Source organism: Coleofasciculus sp. G3-WIS-01, from assembly GCF_040223135.1.
GTDB lineage: Bacteria > Cyanobacteriota > Cyanobacteriia > Cyanobacteriales > Coleofasciculaceae > Coleofasciculus.
The window spans coordinates 1-15913 of sequence record NZ_JAVJZI010000289.1 but is presented as its reverse complement, the minus strand read 5'-3'; the positions used below and the strand labels follow the sequence as shown (position 1 = coordinate 15913).

Genomic DNA, 15913 nt, shown 5'->3' with positions numbered 1-15913 from the left:
GTAAGTTAGAGAGAGTATCTCGGTTGATAGTCTGGACGTTGATAGGGTCGCAAGGATAGCAATCACCATTGATTAACCTCAAAGATATCAATTTAGTTCTCTTTCCCGATTGGACTCAATCTGAGGAGTTCTTGGAACGCGATTTACAAGAAGTGGTCAGGATGAGTGCAACTCATCTGGCGAGTCGGTATATCACGTTGTTGATTGATACGAGTACCATTGCTCAAGCCGATGCTGAACTGTTTTTGTCTGGTGTGACAATGCATCTTTTGATGGCAGAAGATTTCCAGGTTACTGAGGGTGCGGAAATTGTACTCATGGGAACGCTGAGTTGTCGTGAATGGCAGGATCTTTTGCCTCAGATTCAAGCTAGACTGGTTTTGAAGTGTGAAAATCAGTCGGCAATTTCCCACGCTCACGCTGAATCAATTCCTGCCTATGATTTGGCAAGCTTGAGTCATAAAAACGCTAGGTTTTTTTGGCAAGAATTGGGGGATGGGTTATTTCAACAGGGAAAATGGCAAGCGGCTAGGGAGTGCTATGAAAAAATTCTGGCAGTCGGGCTGGGAGATGCTGAACTGTATTGGCGGTTGAGTGAATGTTTGAGATATTTACGGCTGACTGATACAGCGATTCGCCTTCTTACTCAAGGAATTGAATTGTACCCGGAAGAAGGTAAGCTGCATTTCTCGTTAATCATGAATTTGCACGCTAGGGGTCGTATTCAAGAGGCAATAAACCGGGCGAAGATTGCTTCAAAATTATTTCCTAGTAATTATAGGTTTAAAATTCTAAAATACTTGCTTTTACCGATAGTCTATGATAATCAAGCGGAAATTGCTGGCTATCGACAAGAGTTTATCAGAGGACTGCAAGCATTAATTCAGGAGACCTCTCTAGAAACCTATGAAAATCAAAAGAATGCTCTGGTAGGGATAGGTAGCCTGACTAACTTTTATTTGCCCTATCAAGCTCAAAATGATCGAGAACTGCAATCTCAGTATGGAGAATTAGTCCATAAAATTATGGCAGCCAACTATCCGCAATGGGTGGTTCCTGTCTCTATGTCACCGCTTCAGGCAAATGATAAAATTCGGATTGGTTACGTTTCCGCTTATCTTCACGCTTACAGTGGCACCCTTTGGTTAACAGGCTGGTTGCGTTACTGCGATCGCACCCGCTTTGAGGTCTATTGTTACTATACGGGCAATACGCCGGATGCTGTTACCCAACAGTTCCAAGAATACAGTGACGTATTTTACCATAGTCCGGGTAATCTCAAAGACGTTTGTGAACAAATCATTCGTGATCAACTTCATATTCTCGTTTTTCCAGAAATGGGGATGGACCCACAAATTAGGCAAATGGGGGGTCTACGATTAGCCCCCGTGCAGTGTGTTGCTTGGGGTCATCCGGTTACGACAGGATTACCGACGATTGATTACTTTTTGTCGAGTGAGTTAATGGAACCGGAAAAGGCACAAGATCATTATTCGGAGACGTTGATTCGTTTGCCAAATATTGGCGTGGCTTATCCTAAACCCTATATTCCGCCACGAGTTAAGTCCCGTTCAGATTTTCAGCTTCGGGAAGATGCGGTTATTTATTTGTGTTGTCAAGCGCCGTTTAAATATCTGCCTCAATATGATTGGATATTGGCGGAAATTGCCAGTCGGGTTCCTCAGGCTCAGTTCTTGTTTCTGCGGGGTGATTTATTGAAGCGGCGCTTAAATCGTGCTTTTGCCAAAGTGGGTTTGAGGAGTGAAGAGTATTGTGTGTTTCGTGCTATTCCCGAACGGCTAGACTATTTAATGATTAACTTACTTTCTGATGTTTATTTGGATACATTTTGTTGGTCTGGAGGGAATACAACGTTAGAGGCGATCGCCTGTTGTCTGCCTATTGTTACCTGTCCTGGGGAATTTATGCGGGGTCGTCATTCGTATAGCTTTCTGAAAATGTTGGGGGTGACACAGACAATTGCTAAGAATGAGGTAGATTATGTGGAAATTGCGGTGAAGTTGGGTGTAGACTCGGCTTGGCGACGGGAAATCGGGGAACGTATGGCACAGCGGCTTGACTATCTCTATGAGGATAGAGCTTGTGTGGCTGGTTTGGAGGCGTTTTATCAGCAGATAGCAATACCTTGATTTGACCCCTCCCTAACCCTCCCCTCGAAGGGGAGGGAACAAGAAAGATTGGCGCTTGCTGGGCATAAGGGAGCGATCGCACGATTCAATTGACCGGAAGGGAATAGGCGATCGCCGCGTTTGTCGCCGACACGTAGGGGCGCACGCCCCGTGCGCCCGATAAAATTGACGGGAATAGGAACAACCTGCGATCGCACGGTTCGTCGTTGGCGACAATTTAAGGACTGGCTATAGGGAATCGAGCGAGGAGTTGCTCACGGGATAGCTGAGACAGTTGCGAGAGGAGTTGGCTTAACTGTTGGGGAGGTAATGCTAATAAAGAAGTGACCCGTGCAGTAAGTTGAGCGTCCAATTCTCCAAATCGAATTTTCAGCAAATTTTCGACAATGAAATGCTGTGCTTGTTGAATGGCTGATTCGCGGTTTTCCAGTTGAGATAAATGCAAGAGAAATGGAGTTAATTGCTGAGGGGGTAATGCTGATAAGGGAGTAATTAAAGCCGCGAGGGTGGGAGTCAATTGTCCCAGACGAGTCTGGAGGAGGTTTTCGATAATCAGCCGTTGTCCTTGTTGTATACCTTGTTGTATACCTTGTTGCAGCGCGGCATCTAGTTGTTGCCGATAAAGGGGTGCTAATGCCATAATTAACGCCCTGTCCTCTGTGTCTAATTTTTGGTCTTGGTTTTGGTTGGCTTGTAAGTTGGCTTGCAAGTCATACAATAACTCTAGCGTAAACTGCCGCCGTTTGCTGTCTTCGGGTAATGCGCTGATTTCCTCAATGGCTTGTTGTTGGACTCTACCTTTTCCGAGAAGTCTCAACCAGAGAGTGTCTGGGGTACGAGGGAGTTGGTGGATAACAACGATGGCTGTTCGGAACGCCTCATGGAGAAAATAGAGTCCATTTATCCAGTTTTGTTCATCGCCCAAGGCGCCAAAACTATCAAGTAAGGGGGTTGAGGCGGTGGGGGTAAGTATCCATAGTCGAGGGAGTTCACTTGGGTTCAGGGAAGTAGAGTCCCGTCTGGCGCGTCGTTCTAATTCAGCATATAGGTCAAACAGTTTAGAAAGACAACTGCGAATTTGACTGGGGGTAACGGCGTTGCGAAAGGGTTCAAAGACGGCGGAGGTTGTGGCGAAGCGTCCTAAGAGTCCCAGGGAGAGGAGGTAGTCATTTGAGATAGAGGTGGGGATAAATAAGACATCAATCTCGCGCACTTCTCCAGCAATGTTGCGACTGGTTTGAACGGTTCCGATGGGGGATAAGAGTTGCTCAAGGTAGTCCTTGGCAAATTGGTCGTGGGGAAATCGAGTCATTGGGAGATGGGGATAGTCTACGAATGTAGCTGTCTATCTTACCGGAGTTGGAGAAAAGAAAGCGATCGCACCATGGAATTGACTGGAATGGAACAGGCGATCCTGGTAGGGGCGAGATGCACTTCATCAATGAATAATTACAACCCATTCAAATAGTAAGCTTTTGGATTCTTTCTGTTCACTGATTCGGTGGATGCAGTCCGGCTAAGATAAGTAGGCGTCGAAGATTTACGACTCCCGGACGGTTGAGTGCAAGTGCTGCGATGGTTGCACGACCGCAGGGGGTTCGACCGAGTAGTTGAGTTAAATCTTCACCCCAATCAAAATGCTCTGTCCAATTCTGCTGACGAGGATTGAATAGGGCAATCTCTTGTCCCGTCTTTGGGTCAGCATAAACAGTCCGGGTGTATTTACGACCATTACAGCCGAAACACGCCCAGGCTAGATTTTCAGTAGTGGTTGCTCCGCCTAGTTGTCGAGGCTTAATATGATCAACGGTAAAGCTGTCAGGAGAGAATTCATCTGGGCAACGGCAGTATTCGCATCGATGCTTCGCCCGTTGAGCAATTTCCTGTCTCAGTGCTGTGGGGATTCGTTCATAGTCAGACGGCATGGGAAGGTTGGGATCTCAACTGAATTTGTTGGTTTAAGCGGATTAGGTCAATATTCCTAATCTGCGCTAGTTGGATCAGGGCTTCTAATCGTTTTACTCGCTTCTCCTCTAACAAATCTTCGTAACCAATTAGCTCCTGATATTCCGCTTCGCTCAGTTCACCCCATTCACAGCGATCGCGTAATGTGTTTAGATGTACCTGTTCCTCTTCAGAGATATGGCTCTCTATCACCCCCAGCAATTGGGTTTCCTGGGGACTAACTGTACTCGACTGAGGCGGCTGCGCTAAAAATTCCAATAGCTGCACAACTGCTATCAATTTGTCCTGAGGTAGCTGTCCAATCAGCGCGATCGCTTTTTGCTGAATATCAGTAGCAGGAGCCATTGTCCATCCCTAAGTCATGGTTAATTCATATTTTAGCTAATCTTGGGATTGGTTAAGGCTACCCGTAAATGTCACTGAGAAAATAGTGAGTGTTCTGCAATAATATAGGCACAACCTTGGCATAGTTGACACCAATTACCGACCTGCGCCCGATCAAATTGACGGAAGTAGGAACAAGGGAGCGATCGCACGGTTGAATTGACCCGAATGGAACAGGCGATCGCACTGTTTGTAGCCTGCACGTAGGGGCGCACGCCCCGTGCGCCCGATAAAATTGACGGGAATCGGAACAAGGGAGCGATCGCACGATTGAATTGACTGCAAGGAAACAAGCGATCGCACCGTTTGTCGCCCGCACGTAGGGGCACCATCCTTGCGCCCTGTAAGGTTGACGGGAATAGGAGAAACCTGCGATCGCACTGTCCGGATTCGGCAGACTATGTTGAAATTGGGGTAAAGTTAGGTGTAGACTCGCCTTGGCGATGGGATATAGAGAAACGTACTATAAATTAACTTTTTTATGGACTCTTCTTTTCATCCGATTGATTCCTATTGGAACTATCTTAAAGGTATTGGTCTGACGCTGGATTCAGCCGCGTTATCCTCTGTTACCGCTAGTCTGGAAAAGACGGATTGGGATGAGCCGACATCGGCTATTGAGTTGAATAATGTTGCGGTTGTGGCGTTGATTGAAGCGGAACAAAGTCAGGATGCTTCGGTGCGTTTGCTGTATTTTGAGATGGCGGTTGAGGCGTTGAATCAGGGAGTGGAGTTGTCTGGACATCCCCTCTGTGCGGCTCATCTGGCTCTGGTTTATGGGATGACTGGAGAAAACAGCCAGGGAATGCAGATGGCGTTTTCTACGTTTATCCAAAGTTTAATGCCTGCTTATGTTGAGGAGTCTATTGATTCAGGGATAGTTTATTTGCCTCTTGGTAATGGTTTTATCGATAGTCGAGCAGAAAAGCTGGCGGAGATTCTAGGAACTGAGAATGGTTATACTCAATCCCTGCTGCTATTAAGTGAGATTTTGTGTTACTCGGTTCTGGTTTTTTATAATGTTGCTGGACTGCGATTTCTGCATTTAGCGGCTCAACTTTATCCTGAATCGGCTGCGGTTAATTTAAAGCTGGGGATTTCCAGTTTGACGAATAATCAACAGGAAGGATTGTTTTATTTACATCGGGCGCGAAAGCTGGAGCCAGAACGGGGTAATATTTTACAAGCGCTCTATTTGGCTTATCGAGATTTGGGACAGATGGAGAGTGCTAGGGTATGGCGCAGAATTGGTGCTGAGTTGAGCCAGGGAACGTCACAGGGGTTAGAGTTGTATTGGACTCGGTTGGCAGAAGAGAGTCGAGTTAGTTATGTTCCCTTTGAAAATCAGCTTTTGTTAGCTGTAGAACCTAGTTTACGCAGTATTGTTACCAGTGTGCTGATTACCGAGGGAGATTGGTTTGAGAAGGAAATGGAGTTTTGGCGGGGTTGGATTAAGCCGGGGATGACGGTGATTGATGTGGGAGCGAATGTGGGGGTTTACACGTTTAGTGCGGCGCTGAGGGTAGGAGCAGAAGGGCGTGTGTTGGCGGTTGAACCGTTTTCTGGGTGTGTGCGTTGTTTGCAAGAAACCTGTAAAGTTAATCAGTTAGATTGGGTGAAAGTCTGTGCAGGTGCGGCGAGTGATCACCAGGGTACGGCTCGGTTGGCGTTGCAGGCGGCGAATGAACTGAATCAGATTGTTGAGGGGGATGGGGAAGCCATGCAGCCAGGAACGTTTGAGGAGGTGCGCTGTTTTACGCTGGATAGTTTGGTTGAGGAAGAAGATATTAGCCAGGTTGATTTGTTGAAAATTGATGCAGAAGGTCATGAGCTTAAGGTTTTAGAGGGAAGTAGTCGGATTTTAAGCGAGTTCCAGCCTTGTATCATGTATGAGAATATTGCGGGTAGTCAAGGGGCTAACTTGGCTGTTGCTGATTTTCTCAGAGATAGAGGGTATCAGTTATTTCAATATAAACCTTATTTACAGCAGTTACTTCCTATAGAATCGACCGAAGATTTAGCAGGAAGGCTAAACCTAATTGCTATGGTTGATAATAAAAGTTTGAAGTAAATAGTTAGCCTTAGCGTTCCCAAAATTATCATATTTTTTTATAAAGTGCTAATAGAGGATGATTAAATGTCAGTATTTCTTTCGAGCTTAAAGAAAAGTGGTCATCTCGATCAGATTCATCTAACTCTCTGTAATATTGGCTCTCGGAAAGTGGGAGTTAATGATGACTATGCCAGTCAAGAATGGGGTATTTTTGCGCCTCACTTGACTATTTATGGCTTTAATGCTGATGCGGATGCTTGTGATGCAGCAAACGCTGATCTGGAAGCGCGACAGGTAAATTGGACGGAAAAACATATTCCTTTAGCACTGGGAAACTCTGTATGAGAATCTACACTCTATGTTACCCAACATCCGATGTGTAGTTCGCTATATCCTCCTAATGAACCTTATTTAGCAAGGTTTGCAGGGCTACCAGAGTTGGTTAATTTAGATTTTACTATAGGAATTGAGACAACAACGTTAGATAGTTTTTGTCAAGCAGAAGGAATAAAGGAAATTGATTTTCTGCAAATTGATGTTCAAGGAGCAGAGCTTCAGGTTTTGGCGGGAGCGAGTTGGATATTAGAACGTAGTATTTTAGCGGTTCAAGTTGAAGTAGAGTTTTCCAGTTTATATCTCAATCAACCTCTATTTGCTGATGTAGATACTTTTTTGAGAAAACAGGATTTTACTTTGTTTGATCTCTCTAAGGCTTACCGTCTTCGCGCTAGATCACCCATTCAAGCCTCGGTTCATCCCGGACAATTGCTCTGGGCTGATGCCTATTACTTTCGGGATTTGATTCGAGAGGATATCAGTACATCTTTAAAAACACCTGAGCAAATTCTCAAGTTAGCTTGCATCGCTGACATTATGAATTTTCCAGATTATGCCTTGGAGTTACTAGAGTATTTAACTCTTCAATATGGCACAGATAGCTGTTACAATTTTGCTAACAATATCCTAGAGAGTCTGGCTCAATTTCCTGAATTGGTGCAGCCAGGATTAGATTCGTTACCTATTGTCGCTAGTATTCGAGATTATATATAGTATTCGGGATGATATAACAGTTCTCAATAATTGGTGAATTGACTCCTGCTATTTAGCTATGACTATCGGTAATTACCTGGTTTTCAGAAGGATGCTTGTGGTGAGGTTGCTCGATAGGTGAACATAAGTAGTCAAAGGAATTATCAGTGTGTTCTAGCTGCATCTGGCGAGGTGCATTTAAGGCAATAACAGCATCTCCAATTTTTTCACACCGCTTGCATGAGGTGGCTTTTGCACCTTGTTCTAGGATTTCTTTTAAATTATCCACAATCCTAATAAATCCCCGGGTTTCATTATTTTTGGGTAGTTGGGATGCCTGTTCAATATAGGATTCAACCTCTTGACGATAACGCTCTAATAAAAATTCGTCAATTTTACATTGACTTCGACAGGTTTCCACATCACCAAACTCATCGGTAAACTGCTTCAACCCTTCTGCCGGGTTGTTTAATTCTACCTTGAGTGGGATAATGGCACGGGCGCAAGCTGTGGCATCCTGTCCGATGTTCGTATATTTTTTCCTTAGCAGGAGTTCAAAGCGTTTAATATAGAGTCCTAATACTTGTAGGGCTTTTTCTTTATCTTGAGAACGGCTCAAGTCGAGTTGGTGCGTACTGAATATTTGGGGAACGAGCTGGAGGATAGCTTTAAGTTGGCTGGTCTTAAATCGATTACTCCAAAACGTTATCGCGTCGCCAATTGTTTGAATCGTTTCTAAGCGCAGAACAAAGTAGAATGAGATAATATTCATCAAATAGCTGCGTTTCATCTCCATTTGGATGTAGTTGGAGATGTAGAGGGGACGTTCGGCAAGGTTGGAGTTTAAATACTGCTGATAAGTTTGCGTCCCCAAGAGCAGGGAACGGACAATGGAGGTATCAAGAAAATGTTGAGGACTATCCTTGGCTTGCATATTATTTAGTCCTCATCGCTACCTAGCTCAATACCAGAGTTAAATTCTATCCCAAAAGGCAGGGTGTCGAAGCCCAAATCTTCCAGTCTTAAAATGGCTTGTTCGACTTCTTCATTACTTAGGGGGGAATCAACTAAAGTCGTGAGGAGATCGCAAACTTCTTTATACTGATTAGCCTGATAGTCAATCCAGCGATTCTCAAAGGCGATCGCGTCGTAAAAAGCCATCAGGACTTCGGTCAACGGTTCAAAGGGAAACTGATCGCGAATAGTCCTCAAGGTTCGCAACAGACTATCTGCGTAGATAGCTGCTATGGGTGTACCACAGTAAGGTTGGATTTTTTGCAAGTCTAGCTGAATAGAGAGAGTAAGTTGTCTGGGAGAAAGAAGCTGTACGTCTGGCATGGTTATTTCTGTAAATGATTATTAAAGTCTACATTTCGCTTCGATATTCACTTTGAATGAAGAGGATTTTTTTGATTCAATCACTAGAGTGTCACCACGGTTAATTTTTCCAGGCTTCATCTATGGTAAATTGGCGAGGATTTTTAAGAATAAAGATGTTACCTTCCTTGATTAAGTCCCCTATACAGGATACAGGTAAGCGTTCTTGATAGGCTTTAATCGCTTTAATATAGTCATGCTCAAATAACTCTGCTTTAATTTTACAAAGCTTATCAAAAATAACACTAATTAGTGTAATTTCTCCGCTGAGTTTATCGGGATTGGGTGAGTGAATTTGCATTACCACTCCCTGAATAATTCTATTGGAAAGTTTAATAATTAAATCATTGAAAATATCAAGTTGAGAACGTTCTTCTGCTTTAGCAAGGGTTTCCAGTAGAAGGTTCATGGAAACGGGAAAATCAGGAACGTCTGGATTTAGGGGTAAGACAAGGTTAAATTGTCCGTGGGATTCCTTGTCTTTGAGCCAAATTATTGCTTGATTTGGTATCTGCTGCTGTTGTTGCCAACCCTTTGCCTGTAGGTAAGTTGCTACCTGTTGGGGATGTATGGCTTTGAGTAATTCAATATCTTTAACTGTTACATTCATAACCGTTCTCCTACTGTAATGCGATGCATCATGGTTTTAAGTACATTGGCAGTGAATATATTTTCTCTGGGTATATAAACGGTGATGGTTTCTTGATTCTGGGTTGGTGCTTTATCTGCTAAAGATATCCAGTAGAGACGTTGCATGCAACGTCTCTACAACGGATTTAACCAGTCATTTACTTGGTCTGGGACGATAACGACAATTAAGATTAAGGGAGGATAGCGATCGCGGATTCTTAATTCTTCATAGTTTTTGACAGAGAGGGGATATCTGATAGTGTTATCAGTCAGGACTTGTCTGGACGTACATTTCACTTGAACATAGAGGAGAGGGAATTCTATTATATCTTGATTATTAACGCCTGTGATAATCAGGTCTACACCGAGTCGATCTAGGGGTGTGGTTGTTCTCTGAACTGCACAACCTGCGGTTGAGACAATGGCATAAATATAGGCATAGCTAAATTCTTCTTTCTGAATGTTAATATCCACTGCGATATGCACCTTGAATGAAGAGGCTTTTTTGATTACATCATAAGAGTGTCTCCACCGCTTTTTCTTTTACTCAGATTTTACTTGATAAATGTTTTGTAATTTGGGGAATGTGCATGGTTACAGCGGAGAGATCATGTCAGTTTTGCCTAAAATGTTCTCGTAGTTCTCGTAGGTTGGGTTGAGGAACGAAACCCAACAGACTAACGATGGCGTTGGGTTTCGCTATCGCTCTACCCAACCTACTGACTTGATAGATGTTTTGCACGTTGGGGAATGTGGATATTGACGGCGGTAGCATTCATGACTCATCAATCTATTTACTCCCTTCCACATACTTTGCCCACATCTGCTCATAAGCTGTTTCCATTTCGCGGGTAAATTGTTTGCCATTCCAGAGGGGAGATGTGTGTTTTGATTGCCGAAGTTTCCAGGATATTTGTTGCCGCAGGGCAGCGTCTTTCCCTAAGCGAATACCCCATTCTATATACTCTTCATCAGTCCAAGCGATTCCTTCTGTTACACCTGCATTCATCATCATTGTGTAACTGTTACGAGCGGCAAATTGCTTACCAACTAGCGTTACTAAAGGAATACACATCCAGAGCGTTTCTAGAGTTGTGGTTGCTCCATTGTAAGGGTAGGTATCGAGTACCACATCAGCAATGCCTAAGTTAGCTCGATGAGTTGATTCTAAAGCGACATCCGGTAAAAAACGCAAACGGTTGCAATCCACTCTTTCTTCTTCTGCAATTTGGGTAAATAATTTTTGCACCGCCTCGTCATCATCTAGTAAACCTTTAATTAAAAAGTAGCTATTGGGTACTTCTTTGAGAATCTGCAGTTGCAAGCGCACTGTATCAAGATGACGTTTATATCCTGTCTGAGCGCTAAGATATATGATGGCATCGCAGGGAATCTCTAGCTGATCACGGCGCAAATCCGGTACACCTACCTCAAAACCATCTACCGCTATGTAACTGTGCGGCAATCTCCAGATTTTCTCTGTGTAATAATCTTGAGCGGATTCTGGTAAAACGTAGGGATCGGCAATAAAGTAATCAATGGCAGGTAATCCCGATGCATCCCAACCTAGCCATGTTGCTTGAATCGGTGCAGGTTTGAGTGCCATAACTTCACAGCTACTATTCAGAGTAATACTATCGAGATCAATTAAAATATCAATATCATCCTGATAAATTATCTCGGCGGCTTCTTGTCCATCCATTCCCAATTTGTTAGCTTTTGAAACCTGCTCAACGTACCATTCTTGCAAAGGGTCATGAGTTTGTCGGTAGCTAATAAAATAGGCATAAATTTGAAAGTGTTCGCGATTATGATACTGAAACAGCCATCGCGCCAGCCAGCCAACAGAGTTTCTTCTCAAAGCATGAGATAGGTAGCCAATTCTTAGAGGTTTAATAGTCTTACCATGACTTGGGCGTTTTAATACTCGTTGACTGTATCGCTTAGCTTGCTCCTGTGCATAAATCTGGATATTACCTTGGCAAAGCTGTGCCACTTGATTTTGCAAGAAGCGGTTTTTTTGAGGATCGTCCCTCAAATAAGGGAAAAAAAATGTTGAACAAAACAGGCGAATTGTCTGAATCTGACTGAGAGAACTAGAACTTTCTTTAATTAAAGACAGTAGCAGTGATTCTTGCTGCTGAAATACAGAAAACGCATCTTGCCAGTATCCACCAGCCCCCAATATCCCGCGATGAATTAGGTGATTAGCAAAAACCTGATCGGGTAAGTTATCTAAGAGGGAATAGCAAAATTTAGCTGTTTCTATCCCTTTCGCATACTCGCCAACATCTTGGTAAAAAGCAGCAAGGTGTCGCAAAACTTCTGGATTTTGCGGATCTAAACGTAAACAGAATTTTGCTAGACGAATTGCTCCTAGCGTATTCCTAATTGAATAAGCCATTTTGAGAGCGGCTGGCAGCAATACAATTAAACCAGTTAAGGGTTCTTGAATATAAGGTAAACAAGCTTCAGCAAAATCTAATGAGAATGGGTCGAGCAGAGCGTAATCCAAAATATTCTTTAATACATTCAATAATAACTCCGTATCAATATGAATATCTTGCTCTGACTGTAGGCACGGCATGACGCCTAGTACAATCAAATCTTCGCCTGTAAAGGTTTCTAACTGGATAGAAAGTTGAACAATTTTCAATAAGTTATTAATATCATCTGGATTAATTTCTCTAATGTGCTGCCGGATTGCCCAAGCCACAGAGTAATCTGCCAAAGCGTCTCGTCGCTCAGCTTCTGTTTGTAAAATCTGAACTAATTCTGCCGTCCAAAGTTCTATCTGCTCGTCTGTACCTTCTTCCATTGCTAAAAGCCAAGTCATTTGAGCTTCTGTTTCTTGACCTTGCAATAGAAACGCTAACCCTAAATGCCAGTAGTTAGACTTGATATTAGGTTCTTCTGTTATTGCTTGTTCGTAAAACTGTATGGCTTTGTCATAATTACCTTGAAGCAAATACTGATAGCCTTGATTTTGCCAAGAATTAGACACTTCTCTAGTATTCATAGACTCAAATCGATAAATAAAGCCGCTTTAAGTATAAAAAAGCGGGTAGAAAACTCTGCCCACTACAATTCACTAATGATATTTAGCCTAAACAGAATTAATCGGCTAGCTTTAACCCAGAAGTAGGAAATTATAGAAAGACGGGAAGAGAGAACTACTTGGAGAAACTTCTGATTTGTTGGTTTATTAATTCAACGGATTTGCTTATAGAAATCCTAAATAGGATGCAACAAATGAACAGCTTTAAAACCAGGTATAGCAAGACTTTCAGTGTTTCAGTGCGTGAAAATTGCCACAACCTAAATAGGATTGCTATAGTTTGCTTGGTGTAAATTTATCCTACTTGATAAACTCCAAATTCTCATCCTCAGGGCAATCAGGCTGATCGGCGACAATAAATGGTCCTCGTTCAGCCACTTGTTGACCAGGTTGCTTAGTCTGACACAGGACAGCTAGAGTTGTTGTCTCACCCGAGTTGGCGTTGGGATCGGTACTACCTGTAGCAACACTGCCTATATAAGAACGAAGAGTATCAACCCTCGACATTGCGTTGGGAGCTACTTGATTATAGTACCCGCTACCTGCTGGGTTTTCATCAGCACCATCATTCCCAATTTTGTAGGTATAGTTCGCAGTTTCGGTCTTGATCCCAAGACCTAAATCAGATATTGTAGTCGAAAATCCATTTTTTTCCAAGTAAAAAGCCTGTTCAGCTCGATTCATCGAACCTACATACTGCTTGGCTTCCGACTCCTTCGCTTTGTTCGCTTGGTTCAAAAAGGATGGCAGAGCAATTGCCGACAAAATCCCAATGATAATGATAACGACCAGTAGTTCAATCAGCGTGAATCCTTCATTATGTTTTTTTTGGTTCAAGTGCTGTAGGAACTTGGCTTTCAGTTCAGTTTTCATAATTGGTCTTTCCTGGAGGTGTCTTTAGTTTCTAACTTGTCTAGGTATAACTTACCCACTCATCGCTCCTTACCTATCACCCTTGCCCAAAAAATTTTTATCCTATCATAGCTGACACTCAAACCGATCGCGCCAAAAGCAGGTATAGAAAGACTTCTAGCTTACTGACGAGTTGCTTAACTTCCTCAAAAGCTGCCTGCTCACTCACAGGTTCCAGAGTCACAGGATTCAATGGTCGAATTTTCAGCCAGCGCTCCACCAAAGACTTCACCAATTGTCCCCCATCCCACAAAGGTAGCAAGCAAGCGGCTACGGTACTATCTATCTCCACAGGTGCAATTGCTGGCAAAGTCACATAATTGCTAATCGTAAATGGCTTCTGCTCTGTGATAGACTTGATCAAGTCTTCCCGTACCTGAGACTTTCTCAACTGCGGATGCAAATGCACCGACGCTCCTTGCCAGTCCGATAGCTGCCACTGTTCCACAGGTACAACAGACTCCCTTGGATTTGGATGTCCACACCAGAAGTCCAACAATCGATGTACAGGGTGGAGGAGTTCGTACAGATGCAAGCGCTCTTCGATAGACACTCCCGGTAAACTCATACCCCAAAAGGCGGGTAAGTTATCCGGTTCCTTAAATAAGTCTGTTACATCCCAATATCGCCAGTACACCATACTGACAAATTCCAACTCTGCCTCTGTTAAGGCAGCAAACAGTTCGGGAATCGTATATCCTTTATCACCGACAAGCAGGTGATTTGATAAAAGTCTCTCTGGCTGATTTGAAATTTGAGGAATCGGGTTCCACGTCTTCGCCTTTAGATCCACGCCATCCTTAAGAGCTTGCATTGTTTCTACGGCAATTTCAATTTCCATCTCCTCTGGGTTATTCTCCATCAATCCCATCCGATTAAATAATTCTTGAGCGCGGAAAAAGATAGAGCGTTGAAGGGAACTATGCAAATTAGTCCGAATAATCCCCTGGGGCTTGAGAACCGACTTCATCGCCTTTAACGCTGCAAATATATCCGGAATCAGATAAAGCACCTCATCATTGTTGATATAGTCAAATTCCTGCCCCAGACTAGCTAAATCATAAATTGAGAGAACATGGAACTCGACATTCTCAAAGCCATGATGCTGTAACCGCTGTCGCGCTAGCTTAACCGATTCTTCAGAAATATCAATGCCGACAATTTTAGCTCCAGGATTCGCTTCAGCCAAAATTAAAGACTTGTAACCACTGCCACAGCCAGCATCCAGAATAACTTTTCCTTGGGTATCTATAACCTTTTGATATCTTAAATAGTAAGACGTAACTAGATTATGAATATAGAGAGCATTCAAGTCATCTTTGGGGGACTGATCTAGGGGAACCCTCGGATAAGGTGCCTTTTCAAACTGCTGGCGAATTTTCTCAATAATTTCGGGCGATAGATTGTCCATTGTTAAATTTCATAACACTGATTTCACGGATTTTTAGAAAGGTTAGGGGTGGGGCGATGGGAGGTTAGCCCCACTGATTTCACAGAGAAATACGGGTGATATGCTATCCTACCCCGGATGCTAACCGAGTTTTGGGTGCGATCGCTCTTTTTGTGTCGTCGTCTGAAACCTTATGTATCGAGTTTATAGGCAGCCACATTTTCCCACGATGAAAAGTATACCATAAACCAACACGCGATCGCCTTCTACGGTTTTCTGTGTTAATCTGTGTTGTTTAACCGGGAGTCGGTGGCAGAGTGTGACTCAATCTGAGTCATCTGTGTTATCACAAAACATCTGGAGCAACACAAGCGCGATCGCAGTCTCTCCTGTAACCGATTAGATGTACCAAGCTAGGACGTACACAAGCGCTAAAGCGCTCACTACGAACGGTGCGATCGCTCTTTTTGTGTCCTCGTCTGAAACCTTATGGATAGAGTCTATATGCAGCCACATTTTCCCATTATGAAAAGTATACCATGAATAAACACGCGATCGCATTAAGTTATGTTTTTTACCTCAACCGTCGCACCTCTTCTAAACTCAAGCCAGTGATTTGACTAATCGTATCTTCATCGACAACCCCTAACATTTTCCTAGCCATTTCTACTTTAGATTCCTGAATCCCCTGTTCAATTCCCACTTGAATCCCCTGTTCTCGTCCAAGCTGAATCCCCTGTTCAATTCCCACTTGAATTCCCTGTTCCATTCCCTGTCTCAAGGCTAATTTTATTGCATTCCGTTGGTCATGAATATACATTTCCCGTTGTTCTAGCGCTTCTAACTCTTCACGAGTCATATTCGCTTGATTTGCCACCTCAAACGCTTTCCTTATTTCCGGTACTTGAGCCATTGTTTCCGGAATCGCCTCTAATCCTCTGGCACTTTTGATAAAGTATATCCAT

General features: G+C 43.3%; 15 protein-coding genes and 1 pseudogene. 3 read left to right on the top strand and 13 right to left on the bottom strand.

Translation table 11 applies throughout. The features are described from left to right. The first annotated feature begins 488 nt into the window (after positions 1-488). The gene (locus RIM23_RS31235) at positions 489-2150 is read left to right on the top strand and encodes an O-linked N-acetylglucosamine transferase, SPINDLY family protein (protein WP_446372467.1); all 1662 of its coding nucleotides are present in this window, start codon (positions 489-491) and stop codon (positions 2148-2150) included. Positions 2151-2367: 217 nt separating this feature from the next. Here RIM23_RS31235 and RIM23_RS31230 read toward each other — a convergent pair whose 3' ends face one another. The 4 genes from RIM23_RS31230 to RIM23_RS31215 all read right to left on the bottom strand — a co-directional run bounded on the left by RIM23_RS31230 (position 2368) and on the right by RIM23_RS31215 (position 4831). Beyond that, entirely contained in the window at positions 2368-3462 is a 1095-nt protein-coding gene (locus RIM23_RS31230; RefSeq protein WP_446372465.1) for a flagellar assembly protein H, read from the bottom strand. Between the two features lie 178 nt (positions 3463-3640). Beyond that, a complete protein-coding gene (locus tag RIM23_RS31225; protein ID WP_446372463.1) occupies positions 3641-4075 on the bottom strand; it encodes an HNH endonuclease in 435 nt (144 codons plus the stop codon). Beyond that, positions 4065-4460 carry a hypothetical protein gene (locus tag RIM23_RS31220; RefSeq protein ID WP_446372461.1) on the bottom strand — a complete coding sequence of 132 codons (396 nt, stop codon included), beginning with the start codon at positions 4458-4460 and terminating at the stop codon, positions 4065-4067. The genes RIM23_RS31225 and RIM23_RS31220 overlap by 11 nt, the downstream gene beginning before the upstream one ends. A gap of 71 nt (positions 4461-4531) precedes the next feature. After that, positions 4532-4831, bottom strand: a complete 300-nt coding sequence (locus tag RIM23_RS31215; RefSeq protein WP_446372459.1) for a hypothetical protein — start codon at positions 4829-4831, stop codon at positions 4532-4534. A 149-nt stretch (positions 4832-4980) separates the two neighbouring features. Between RIM23_RS31215 and RIM23_RS31210 the strand changes: the two genes are divergently transcribed. Together RIM23_RS31210 and RIM23_RS31205 are read left to right on the top strand one after the other, a co-directional pair. Further along, a complete protein-coding gene (locus RIM23_RS31210) occupies positions 4981-6570 on the top strand; it encodes an FkbM family methyltransferase (protein ID WP_446372457.1) in 1590 nt (529 codons plus the stop codon). A 66-nt stretch (positions 6571-6636) separates the two neighbouring features. Further along, positions 6637-7602: pseudogene (locus tag RIM23_RS31205) on the top strand (FkbM family methyltransferase). 52 nt (positions 7603-7654) lie between these two features. Here the strand turns inward: RIM23_RS31205 and RIM23_RS31200 are convergent. From RIM23_RS31200 to RIM23_RS31160, 9 genes are all read right to left on the bottom strand, one after another. Next, positions 7655-8515, bottom strand: coding sequence for a hypothetical protein (locus RIM23_RS31200; RefSeq protein WP_446372455.1), 861 nt, complete (start codon positions 8513-8515; stop codon positions 7655-7657). A gap of 5 nt (positions 8516-8520) precedes the next feature. After that, entirely contained in the window at positions 8521-8919 is a 399-nt protein-coding gene (locus tag RIM23_RS31195; protein WP_446372453.1) for a hypothetical protein, read from the bottom strand. Positions 8920-9019: 100 nt separating this feature from the next. Further along, positions 9020-9568, bottom strand: coding sequence for a hypothetical protein (locus RIM23_RS31190; RefSeq protein ID WP_446372451.1), 549 nt, complete (start codon positions 9566-9568; stop codon positions 9020-9022). Then, a complete protein-coding gene (locus RIM23_RS31185) occupies positions 9565-9714 on the bottom strand; it encodes a hypothetical protein (protein WP_446362692.1) in 150 nt (49 codons plus the stop codon). The genes RIM23_RS31190 and RIM23_RS31185 overlap by 4 nt, the downstream gene beginning before the upstream one ends. A 9-nt stretch (positions 9715-9723) precedes the next feature. Then, positions 9724-10062 (bottom strand): DUF4365 domain-containing protein, encoded by a 339-nt coding sequence (locus RIM23_RS31180; protein WP_446372449.1) that lies wholly within the window; start codon positions 10060-10062, stop codon positions 9724-9726. Positions 10063-10378: 316 nt separating this feature from the next. Then, positions 10379-12607, bottom strand: coding sequence for an O-linked N-acetylglucosamine transferase, SPINDLY family protein (locus RIM23_RS31175; protein ID WP_446372447.1), 2229 nt, complete (start codon positions 12605-12607; stop codon positions 10379-10381). A 339-nt stretch (positions 12608-12946) separates the two neighbouring features. Beyond that, on the bottom strand, positions 12947-13519 hold the full coding sequence (locus RIM23_RS31170; protein ID WP_446372445.1) for a type IV pilin-like G/H family protein: 573 nt from the start codon (positions 13517-13519) through the stop codon (positions 12947-12949). Positions 13520-13637: 118 nt separating this feature from the next. Next, complete coding sequence (locus RIM23_RS31165; RefSeq protein WP_446372443.1) at positions 13638-14969, bottom strand: methyltransferase domain-containing protein; 1332 nt, start codon at positions 14967-14969, stop codon at positions 13638-13640. A gap of 553 nt (positions 14970-15522) precedes the next feature. Beyond that, positions 15523-15913: PD-(D/E)XK nuclease family transposase (locus tag RIM23_RS31160; protein ID WP_446372441.1), on the bottom strand; the 391-nt coding region annotated here is incomplete at its 5' end.

What these genes read in the sequence shown, in the direction of transcription:
- RIM23_RS31230 (WP_446372465.1), bottom strand. Translation starts at nt 3,462, where the DNA reads ATGACTCGATTTCCCCACGACCAATTTGCCAAGGACTACCTTGAGCAA.
- RIM23_RS31225 (WP_446372463.1), bottom strand. Translation starts at nt 4,075, where the DNA reads ATGCCGTCTGACTATGAACGAATCCCCACAGCACTGAGACAGGAAATT.
- RIM23_RS31220 (WP_446372461.1), bottom strand. Translation starts at nt 4,460, where the DNA reads ATGGCTCCTGCTACTGATATTCAGCAAAAAGCGATCGCGCTGATTGGA.
- RIM23_RS31215 (WP_446372459.1), bottom strand. Translation starts at nt 4,831, where the DNA reads ATGGTGCCCCTACGTGCGGGCGACAAACGGTGCGATCGCTTGTTTCCT.
- RIM23_RS31210 (WP_446372457.1), top strand. Translation starts at nt 4,981, where the DNA reads ATGGACTCTTCTTTTCATCCGATTGATTCCTATTGGAACTATCTTAAA.
- RIM23_RS31200 (WP_446372455.1), bottom strand. Translation starts at nt 8,515, where the DNA reads ATGCAAGCCAAGGATAGTCCTCAACATTTTCTTGATACCTCCATTGTC.
- RIM23_RS31195 (WP_446372453.1), bottom strand. Translation starts at nt 8,919, where the DNA reads ATGCCAGACGTACAGCTTCTTTCTCCCAGACAACTTACTCTCTCTATT.
- RIM23_RS31190 (WP_446372451.1), bottom strand. Translation starts at nt 9,568, where the DNA reads ATGAATGTAACAGTTAAAGATATTGAATTACTCAAAGCCATACATCCC.
- RIM23_RS31185 (WP_446362692.1), bottom strand. Translation starts at nt 9,714, where the DNA reads ATGCAACGTCTCTACTGGATATCTTTAGCAGATAAAGCACCAACCCAG.
- RIM23_RS31175 (WP_446372447.1), bottom strand. Translation starts at nt 12,607, where the DNA reads ATGAATACTAGAGAAGTGTCTAATTCTTGGCAAAATCAAGGCTATCAG.
- RIM23_RS31170 (WP_446372445.1), bottom strand. Translation starts at nt 13,519, where the DNA reads ATGAAAACTGAACTGAAAGCCAAGTTCCTACAGCACTTGAACCAAAAA.
- RIM23_RS31165 (WP_446372443.1), bottom strand. Translation starts at nt 14,969, where the DNA reads ATGGACAATCTATCGCCCGAAATTATTGAGAAAATTCGCCAGCAGTTT.